The 1,475-nt window shown below is 49.4% G+C and carries 1 protein-coding gene and 4 tRNA genes; all 5 read left to right on the top strand.

Annotated elements, in window-relative coordinates:
* Positions 1-101 precede the first annotated feature (101 nt).
* Positions 102-177 (top strand) — tRNA-Thr (locus tag A3751_RS15845).
* Positions 178-220: 43 nt separating this feature from the next.
* Positions 221-304: transfer RNA gene (locus tag A3751_RS15840), tRNA-Tyr, on the top strand.
* Positions 305-316: 12 nt separating this feature from the next.
* Positions 317-391 (top strand) — tRNA-Gly (locus tag A3751_RS15835).
* Positions 392-408: 17 nt separating this feature from the next.
* Positions 409-484: transfer RNA gene (locus A3751_RS15830), tRNA-Thr, on the top strand.
* A gap of 74 nt (positions 485-558) precedes the next feature.
* The coding region (locus A3751_RS15825; RefSeq protein ID WP_068457834.1) for an elongation factor Tu at positions 559-1,475 on the top strand (917 nt) is incomplete at its 3' end.

The following is a 1,475-nucleotide window of genomic DNA, read 5'->3' as shown; positions in this document are numbered from 1 at the left end:
ATTTGGGGCTCGCTCTCGAAATGCGAGAATTTTTTTGTAAAACGGTTGCATCAGAAAAACCTTTGCCTTAGTATAGCGGCCTCTCAAATCAGGGTGATTTAGCTGGTGTAGCTCAGTCGGTAGAGCAACGCACTTGTAATGCGTAGGTCGGGGGTTCGATTCCGTCCACCAGCTCCATTCTATTTTGAGGTAATAGAGGGTCGTCTAACGGTTCTCGCTTGGAGGGGTTCCCGAGTGGCCAAAGGGATCAGACTGTAAATCTGACGCGTAAGCTTCGGTGGTTCGAATCCACCCCCCTCCACCAATTTTTTTTGTGGCGGGTATCGTATAGTGGCTATTACCTCAGCCTTCCAAGCTGATGACGCGGGTTCGATTCCCGCTACCCGCTCCATAAAGTATTAAACAAGCGCTCATATAGCTCAGTCGGTAGAGCACTACCTTGGTAAGGTAGAGGTCACCGGTTCAATTCCGGTTATGAGCTCCAGATATAGTTTTGCGTGGTCTGCGCTCGTTTTGGCGCATAGTCACTAATCGAGCGATTCTTAAGGAGATGTTCGGATGGCAAAAGCAAAGTTTGAAAGAGTTAAGCCGCACGTTAACGTGGGAACCATTGGGCACGTTGATCACGGCAAAACAACATTAACGGCAGCACTTACTCGCGTATGTGCTGAAGTATTCGGTGGTGAGAAGGTTGACTTCGCGAACATCGACAACGCTCCAGAAGAGCGTGAGCGTGGTATTACAATTGCAACGTCACACGTAGAGTACGATTCAACAGATCGTCACTACGCGCACGTTGACTGTCCAGGGCACGCGGACTACGTGAAAAACATGATCACGGGTGCGGCGCAAATGGATGGAGCGATTCTAGTATGTGGCGCAACTGACGGCCCGATGCCTCAGACGCGTGAGCACATTCTTTTGTCTCGCCAGGTTGGTGTTCCATACATCGTTGTGTTCCTGAATAAGGCAGATCTTCTTGCTGAAGACTGTGGTGGTGCAGGTACTGAAGAATACAACGAAATGCTTGAGTTGGTTGAGATGGAGCTTCGTGAGCTTCTAGATCAATACGAATTCCCTGGTGACGACACGCCAATCATCCCTGGATCTGCTTTGATGGCATTGAACGGTGAAGATGACAACGAGCTAGGTACTACAGCCGTTAAGAAACTTGTTGAAGCACTTGATACGTATATTCCAGAGCCAGAGCGTGCAGTCGATCAGCCATTCCTAATGCCAGTAGAAGATGTATTCTCTATCTCTGGTCGTGGTACGGTAGTAACTGGTCGTGTTGAGCGTGGTATCATCAAGGTAGGCGAAGAGATCGAGATCGTTGGTATCCGCGACACTCAAACGACTACGTGTACTGGTGTTGAGATGTTCCGTAAGCTTCTTGACGAAGGTCGCGCGGGTGAGAACGTCGGTGTTCTTCTTCGTGGTACTAAGCGTGATGATGTTGAGCGTGGTCAGGTGCT

This window comes from Oleiphilus sp. HI0080 (assembly GCF_001635135.1).
The sequence above is the reverse complement of the archived record's forward strand: the minus strand, read 5'-3'. Positions and strand labels throughout refer to the sequence as shown.